The sequence below is a fragment of the Acidobacteriota bacterium genome (assembly GCA_029861955.1).
In the GTDB taxonomy this organism is placed as follows: Bacteria; Acidobacteriota; Polarisedimenticolia; order Polarisedimenticolales; family Polarisedimenticolaceae; genus JAOTYK01.
The window spans coordinates 81,824-90,655 of sequence record JAOTYK010000017.1 but is presented as its reverse complement, the minus strand read 5'-3'; the positions used below and the strand labels follow the sequence as shown (position 1 = coordinate 90,655).

Annotated in this window: 2 protein-coding genes; both read left to right on the top strand. The window is 63.8% G+C overall.

Annotation, left to right across the window (positions count from 1 at the left end):
• A partial coding sequence (locus tag OES25_10395; protein ID MDH3628051.1) for a putative metal-binding motif-containing protein occupies positions 1-853 on the top strand: 853 nt, incomplete at its 5' end.
• 415 nt (positions 854-1,268) lie between these two features.
• A complete protein-coding gene (locus OES25_10390) occupies positions 1,269-8,753 on the top strand; it encodes a hypothetical protein (protein MDH3628050.1) in 7,485 nt (2,494 codons plus the stop codon).
• Positions 8,754-8,832 lie beyond the last annotated feature (79 nt).

The following is an 8,832-nucleotide window of genomic DNA, read 5'->3' as shown; positions in this document are numbered from 1 at the left end:
GACACCGTGCAGCGACAGCCAGGCGCCCGACGGTGGCTGGTCCCACACGGCCGGTACCGATTGCGACGACGAGAACGCGGGTAAATACCCAGGCAACACCGAGACCGTGGCCGACAGTATCGATCAGGACTGCGACACATTTGACGATTGCTATCAGGACACCGATACCGATACCTACGGCAGCACGACGGTGATCACCGGTGACGATCTCAACTGCAACAACACCTCAGGCGAAGCCGACGACAGTACCGATTGCGACGACGGCGACAGTGCCGAATTCCCCGGCCAGGTCTGGTACGCCGATTGCGACAACGACGGGTCGCACCGTTCGACATCCGTGGCGGCCTGCGATCTGGCTGCAGCGAATGGGCTGACACCGTGCAGCGACAGCCAGGCTCCCGACGGTGGCTGGTCCCACACGGCCGGTACCGATTGCGACGACGAGAACGCGGGTAAGTACCCCGGCAACACCGAGACCGTGGCCGACGGTATCGATCAGGACTGCGACACATTTGACGATTGCTATCAGGACACCGATACCGATACCTACGGCAGCAGCACGGTGATAACCGGTGACGATCTCAACTGCAACAACACCTCAGGCGAAGCCGACGACAACACCGACTGTGACGATTCGTCCGCGACCACCTTTGTCGGCGCCGCACCGGACGACAATGCAAGCGCGTGTATGAAGGACGACGACGACGACGAGTATGGCGACGAGAATCCCCCTGACGGCGTCACAGCCGGCAATGACTGCGACGACGACGAGCCAGAGGCGAACCCCGGAGAAACGGAAGTGTGTGACGGTATCGACAATAACTGCGATGGCACCACCGACGAGGGTTGCTGACAATCCGCTGATCGTAGCCGAGTCGAAGACCATCAACAGCTGCCGCCTCGACGGGTCCGGACACCGATTCTCTTCAAACATCTGGAAATACTCAGGTGTATCGCTAATGCATCGAACCGGGGCGGGCTTGTTATTTCAGGGAACCTGCTCTTTCAGAAGCGGAGGCGGAAGGCCGTTTCGAGCACCGGCGTTCCGTTGTGCGAACAGTGAATCTCGCGAACCAACGATGTCGGTGGTCTGCTCGCAAATGATGAAATACGCAAGGATTTCCGCTTCAAGGGACCCCTATCGTCGTCTTACCCGTCTTGTGCCCGAGACGTTCTCAGAGTACTAGAAGAGCACTGACTCCATCGACAGATTACGAGCCTGCCGCGTCGCGGTGCTGGCGCGGCCACTCTACTGGGGGGCTGATGCCATGGCACAGAATATCCGCACATCGATCGTTCGGTCTCGCCCCGTGTTGCTCGCAGTCCTGTTGTTGTGGCTGGCGAGCCCCCTGGCCGCGGCACAACCCGACACGCCGACCGTCGTCATGCCGGCGGACGGGGCGTCCGGCGTCTCGACCTCACCCACGCTCTCGGTCGATGTGACCGATCCCGACGGCGACTCGATGGATGTTTCGTTCTACGGCCGCGGCGCCGGCATCGGAGAGAACTTCACGATCGTCGTACTGCCGGACACCCAGAACTACGCCGATCACAACCAGACCAATCAGGCGATCTTCAGTGCCCAGACACAGTGGATCGTGGACAACAAGGATGCGATGAACATCGTCTTCGTCACCCAGGTAGGCGATTGCGTCCAGTTCGGCAGCGACTTCCCCAGCGAATGGGTGACGGCGGACGCGGCGTTCAGCCTGCTCGAGGATCCCGTTACGACGATGCTACCGGAAGGGATCCCGTATGGTGTCGCCGTGGGCAACCACGACCAGAGCCCTATCGGCGGTGCGCGTGTCGGCATGGACGAGGGCGCCACGACCACCCAGTACAACTCAACCTTCGGGGTGAGCCGCTTCCTCGGCCGCGGCTACTACGGCGGCCACTTCGATTTCGGCAACCCCGCGCTCTATTCCAACAACAACGACAACCACTATCAGATCTTCAGTGCAGGCGGGATGGACTTCATCGTCATCCATCTCGAGTACGACCTGGAAGACGGCGCCACCCGCGCGGCGGCTCTGGCCTGGGCGGACAGTCTCCTTCAGACTCACAGCGACAAGCGCGCCATCGTGGTTAGCCACTACATCACCGGGATCCATCCGGGCTACATCGCGCCCAATCCCGATCTGCAGAGCTTCGGCCCGCAGGGACAGGCGATCTACGACGCATTGAAGGGCAACCCCAATTTGTTCCTCATGCTCTCCGGCCACGTGTCCGGTGTCGGTCGCCGGGTCGATACGTTTGGCGGCAACGTCGTCCACTCCGTACTTCAGAACTACCAGCTCGAACCCAACGGTGGAAACGGTTGGCTCAGGATCTTCGAGTTCGTCCCGTCCGCGGACGAGATTCGCGTCAGCAGCTACTCGCCGACCCTCGACCAGTTGTGGACCGTCAACGGCGCCGAAGCCTGGCGGGCCGTTGCGGAAAACGAGTTCACGCTGCCGTACGAGATGAACGGACTCGAGTTGATCGGATCGGTGAGTGGGATCCCCAACGGCGGAAACGCGAATCTGGTCTGGCCGGCACTCGCGTCTGCCGCGGACTACGAGTGGTTCGCCGAGGCCTTCGACGGGGTCACGGCCACTACGGGTCCGCTTTCTACGTTCACCACCGCCTGTGCGGCGAACGTGGATTGCGACGACGGCAACGCCTGCACATCCAACGCCTGTAATCTGACGACGGGAGCGTGCGAGAGTAGTGACCTATCGATCCCGTGCGACGACGGGGATATCTGCACCCAGGACGACAGCTGCGGCGCGGGAGTCTGCTCCGGGGCGCCGGTGCTCGAGTGCTGCGTGCTGGACGCGGACTGTGACGACAGCTCCGCTTGCACGACCGATAGTTGTGCGTCGAATACTTGCAGCAATATGGCGCTCCCAGATTGCTGCGAACTCGATGTGGACTGCGACGACGCTAATCCATGCACCACGGACACCTGTGACGGGAATGACGCCGCCCTCTCATTCGACGGACTCGACGACTCGGTCGACCTCGGCAACGACCTCTCGATCACCGCGTTCGGTTTCACGAGCCTGACCGTGGAGGGTTGGTTCAACGGCGACATGGTGACCGAGAACTTCAAGGGGCTGTTCCACATCGGTCGTCGGGGACCCAACGCGCAGTTCGCGGTCTACCTGATGGTGGGGAATCTGATCGCGCTCGGCGTAGAAGACACCCTCGGGAACCCCGTGGACACGGCGCCTGCGGCATTCACGATGGGGCAGTGGAACCACTTCGCCGCGGTTCTGGATCGCGGCACAGGCCAGATACGCCTGTACCTGAACGGGAACCTCGTGGGGAGCGCGAACCTGCCGGGCGGTTTCGGTGCGATAGACGCCGGCACCGACAGCACGGTCTTCGGCGCACTGAGAGGGAGTACCGGCGCACTGGGAACATTCTACGATGGATCCCTCGACGAGATCCGACTCTGGAACAGCGTGCGCACCCAGCAGAATATCCAGGACAACCTGAACCTGCAGCTCTTCTCGGCCGCCGGGTTGATCGGACGTTGGGGGATGAACGAAGGTGCCCCCAGCCCGACGATCGCCGACTCCGTGGGAGGCAACGTCGGAACACTCGATGGTCCGGCCTGGATCGGCGCCGATCTGGCTCCGCTCGGTGCATCCGAATGCAGTTTCGTGCCCATCCCGGCGTGTACGCTCGACTGCCTATCGGACACGGACTGCGAGGACCTGAACGACTGCACCGATGACGTCTGCAATCTCACGACCGAACTCTGTGAGTTCACCGACAACACCGCCGCGTGCGACGACGGAAACGTCTGCACACAGACTGATACTTGTAGCGCGGGAGTCTGCTCGGGGCCACCGATACCCGATTGCTGCGTGCTGGATGCAGATTGCGATGACAGCTCGGTGTGCACGATCGACAGCTGTGTGTCGAATACGTGTAGCAATGCGCCGCTCCCGGACTGCTGTGAAGCCGACGTCGCCTGCGACGACGGCGATCCATGCACCAGCGATAGCTGCGCGGACAATTTCGCCGCACTGTCTTTCGACGGCGTCGACGACTCCGTCGAGTTCGGCAACGATGCTTCAATCGTCAGTTTCGGCGCCGGCAACCTGACCGTCGAGGGCTGGTTCAATCCGGGCGACAACAGCAGCGGCTTCCCGGGCATCTTTCACATCGGACGCAAGGGCGCCAATTCACAACTGGCGGTGTTCTTCCTCAGCGGTCCGCTGGCGGTCGGTGTCGAGGATACTTCCGCCCGTGCGCTGGATGTCCCATCGGCGATCGCGTTCAATGCAGGCCAGTGGAATCACTTCGCCGCCGTTGTCGACCGCAGTCTGGGCGAATTGCGGCTGTATTTGAACGGCACCCTGGCGGGCAGCGCCGCGTTACCGGCAGGCTTCGACAACATCGAGGGTGGAACGGAAAACGTCGCGATCGGCAGCCTGCGCTCGAGCGGCGGCGTGCTGGATTCGTTCTACACCGGCGCGCTGGACGAGATCCGGCTGTGGGGTGTCGTACGAAGCTTGCAGGAGATCCAGGACGGAATGGACCTGCAGATCAGCACGGCTCCCGGCCTGATCGCCCGCTGGGGGCTGAACGAGGGGCCACCTAGCACGACGACCGCCGACTCGGTGGACGGCAACGACGGGACTCTCAACGGCGCGACGTGGATCACGTCGGGGTTGCCGGGCCCGTTGCTGGGTGGCTGCGCGTTCGATCCCATCCCGGGCTGCGGTGGTTGCACGCTGGATCCCGAGTGCGACGACGGCGATCCCTGCACCGACGATGCCTGCCTGCCGGTCAATGCGGCAGCCCTGTCATTCGACGGTACGGACGACACCGTCGAGTTCGGCAGCGACGCCTCGATCACCAGCTTCGGCACCGGCAGTCTGACGGTGGAGGGCTGGTTCGATCCCGGCGACAACAGCAGCGGCTTCCCCGGCATCTTCCACATCGGAAAACGCGGTGCCAATTCACAGGTGGCGGTGTTCTACTTCGATGGTCCGCTGGCGTTCGGTGTCGAGGACACCACGGCAAAGACGCTGGACATCATGTCGTCGATTGCGGTCAACGCGGGCCAGTGGAATCACTTCGCCGCCGTCGTCGATCGCAACCTGGACCAACTGCGGCTGTACCTGAACGGCGCCCTGGCGGCCAGCGGCCCGTTGCCGGCGGGGTTCGCGGGCATCGAGGGCGGGACGGAGAACGTCGCCATCGGCGCCCTGAGATCGGGGGCAGGTGTGCTGGATACGTTCTACACCGGCGCGCTGGACGAGATCAGATTGTGGGGTGTGGCGCGCAGTCAGCAGGAGATTCAAGACGACATGCATCTCGAGGTCACGTCGGCTCCGGGCCTGATCGCCCGTTGGGGTCTCAACGAAGGCTCCCCGAGTACGACGACGGCCGACTCCGTCGGCATGAACGACGGGACGCTCAACGGAGCGGCCTGGATCGCAAGTGGACTGGTCGATCTCTCGGGTGCCTGTGTGAATACGCCGATACCGGACTGTCTCGGTTGTACGACCGACAACGACTGTGCCGATTCGGATCTGTGTACGATCGACAGCTGCGACCCCGGGACCGGTACGTGTGGCTACCTGCCGGACACCCAGCCGGGTTGCGGCGTCTGTGCATCCGACGGCGAGTGTGACGACGGCGATCCCTGTACCGACGAGACCTGTTCCAGTCTCGACACTGCGGCCCTGTCGTTCGACGGTACGAACGACACCGTTGAGTTCGGCAACGACGCCTCGATCACCAGCTTCGGCACCGGTAGTCTGACGGTGGAGGGCTGGTTCGATCCCGGCGACAACAGTAGTGGCTTCCCGGGCATCTTCCACATCGGAAGACGTGGTGCCAATTCACAGGTGGCGGTGTTCTACTTCAACGGACCGCTGGCGTTCGGTGTCGAGGACACGACGGCGAATGCGCTGGACATCACCTCGGCGATCGCGGTCAACGCGGGCCAGTGGAATCACTTCGCCGCCGTCCTCGATCGCAACCTGGATGAACTGCGGCTGTACCTGAACGGCGCCCTGGCGGCCAGCAGCGCACTGCCGGCGGGATTCGCGGGCATCGAGGGTGGAACGGACAACGTCGCTATCGGCGCCCTTAGAAACGGGACCACCGGTGTGCTGGATACGTTCTACACCGGCGCGCTGGACGAGATCAGATTGTGGGGTGTGGCACGTACTCAGCAGGAGATTCAGGACGACATGAATCTCGAGGTCACGTCGGCCCCGGGCCTTATCGCCCGTTGGGGTCTCAACGAAGGTTCCCCGAGTTCGACGACGGCCGACTCCGTCGGCATGAACGACGGGACGCTCAACGGAGCGACCTGGATTGCCGGCGGGCTGGCCCCGCTGGGCCAGTGCAGCATCACAGCGGTGCCCGGCTGTATTCCCTGTAGCTCCGATCCGGAGTGCACGGATAGCAATCCCTGCACCCTGAACAGTTGCGACCTCGCCACGAACCGCTGCCTGACTCTGTTCGAGCCGATGGGCGCCGCTTGCGCCGACGGCGATCTGTGTAACGGTGACGAGCAGTGCGACGGTGCGGGGGCTTGCTTTGCCGGCGACCCACCGGATTGCGATGACGGTGTCCTCTGCACCGTTGACGGCTGCGATGCGACGCTGGGATGCGTTCAGACTCCCGATGACCTCTTGTGCGACGACGGCGATCCGTGTACCGACGATGCGTGCGACGTCGGCGGCTCGCAGTGCGTCCATACTCCGGTTCCCGATTGCGTCGCGTGTGGTGGAGACTTTCTGCCGCTCCAGGACTTCAACACGGTGCCGGGCGACGAGCCGGCCGACTGGTTCGATTCGGGCGCGGGAAACGTGCTGACGCTCGACGACAACTTCGACGTGCAGAACGTCGGCGGCGAACTGGCGCTGGGCACGACCTCTGCTCTGGTCAACATCCACTCGCACTACATCACCGCCGAAAGCGCGAACTGGGCCGACTACACGCTCTCGACTCGGGGCCTGGTGACCAGTTCCAACGCCGGCTGGGGCGTGACGGTGCTCTCCGACTTTCCGAATAGCGACACCTACTACCGGCTGAGGATGGGTTCGTTCCGACGAACGCTTCACCTGAGTCCCCATGGGACGTTCCCCGACTGCGGCGGCAACGATGTCGGCGACACCGGGTTCGAGCCCGTCGTCGGTGAGTGGTTCCGGGTCAAGGTTCAGGTCGAAGACGACGGCGCGAACACGTTCATCAGGGCGAAGGCCTGGCCGGACGACGGCACGGCCGAGCCGGCGAACTGGCAGACGGAGTGCATCGACAGCGATCCGTCAACCCGTAGGACCCGCGGCACGGTGGGCCTCTGGAGCATGAGTTCCGGTGGCCACTACTGGGACGACGTGCAGGTCGTGAGCAACACCGGCGCCGGTAGCTCTTGCGACGACGGCGACGCCTGCAACGGCCTGGAAACCTGCCAGGCCGGGTTCTGTGCAAACGGGACGCCGCCGATCTGCGACGACGGCGACCCGTGTAACGGTGTCGAGACCTGCGACCCGGCCAGCGGTTGCCAGGGCGGCATGGCCCTCGACTGTGATGACGGCAATCCCTGCACCACCGACAGTTGTAACCCGGCCGGGGGATGTATCAACGACCCGCTCGCCGCGGGGAGTCCGTGTGGCGACGGAAACGCCTGCAACGGAGACGAGACCTGTGACGACTTCGCGGTCTGCCAGGACGGTGTCGCACCGATCTGCGATGACGGAACCGTCTGCAACGGCCTGGAGAGTTGCGATCCGATCGACGGCTGCCAGAGCGGTGTTCCGCTGGTCTGCACCGACGCGAACGTGTGCAACGGTCTGGAGACCTGCGATCCGATCGACGGCTGCCAGCCCGGTACGCTCCTGGTCTGCGACGACGGAAACGACTGCAACGGTCTGGAAACCTGCGACGCGATGAACGGTTGCGAGCTCGGATCGCCGATCGATTGCGACGACGGCGACCCGTGTACCGCGGACAGCTGCGTGGTAGCCACCGGAGCCTGTCTGAACGACCCGATCCCCGCCTGCGAGCCCGACGCTCGGGTCGTGCCGATCGTGAGTCTGGTCGATCCCGCGACGACTCCGGAGACAACCGTTCCGATCGCCGGCGCCCCGCCATCGGAGGCCTTCGTCCCGGCGGGACAAGACTTCTGGGTCGAGGTCTGGGCCACGGACAGCGGAGTCCTCAACACCGGCCTGGTCGCGGTCTACGTGGACGTCGTTTCCTGCGGAGACCCGGTCGCAATGGACGTGGGTCATGGATCCGTCTTCAATGTACTCAGCAGCGGGACGATCGGTGCCGGGCTCGTCGACGACTTCGGCGGTTCCGCCGTCGCCGACGGCGATCCGTCCAACGACGGGATCGAACCGGACTGGGTGCGAATCGGCTGGATCCGCCATCAGGCCGATGCGAGCCTGCTGAATTGTGAGATCCGCGTTCAGGCAAGCGGTCTCGAACCGCAGCTGTCGGCACTCGGGCGCGGCCTCGTACCCTGGAGCGACGTCCAGCTTGGCTCGACGATCGTCTCCGCGGGACAGTCCGTGCCGTCCGTCGACTACGATCTCGACGGCGACGGAGTGATCGGGCCCGGCGATCTCGCACTGTTCTACGTCTCCTTCGGGATGACGGTGCCACCCGGTGACGTGGCCCATGATTTCGACTGCGACGGGACCGTCGGGCCGGTCGATCTGGCCTGGTTCCAGTCGGGCTGGATGAAACCGGTCGGCGATCCGACCCTTCAGTACTCGCCGGAGTGCCCGTAGGGTTCTGATGTCTGCTATGAAGGGTCGTCCGGACCGCGACCCAAAGGAGCCCGTCCAATCAGACGGCGAGTGCCGTTCG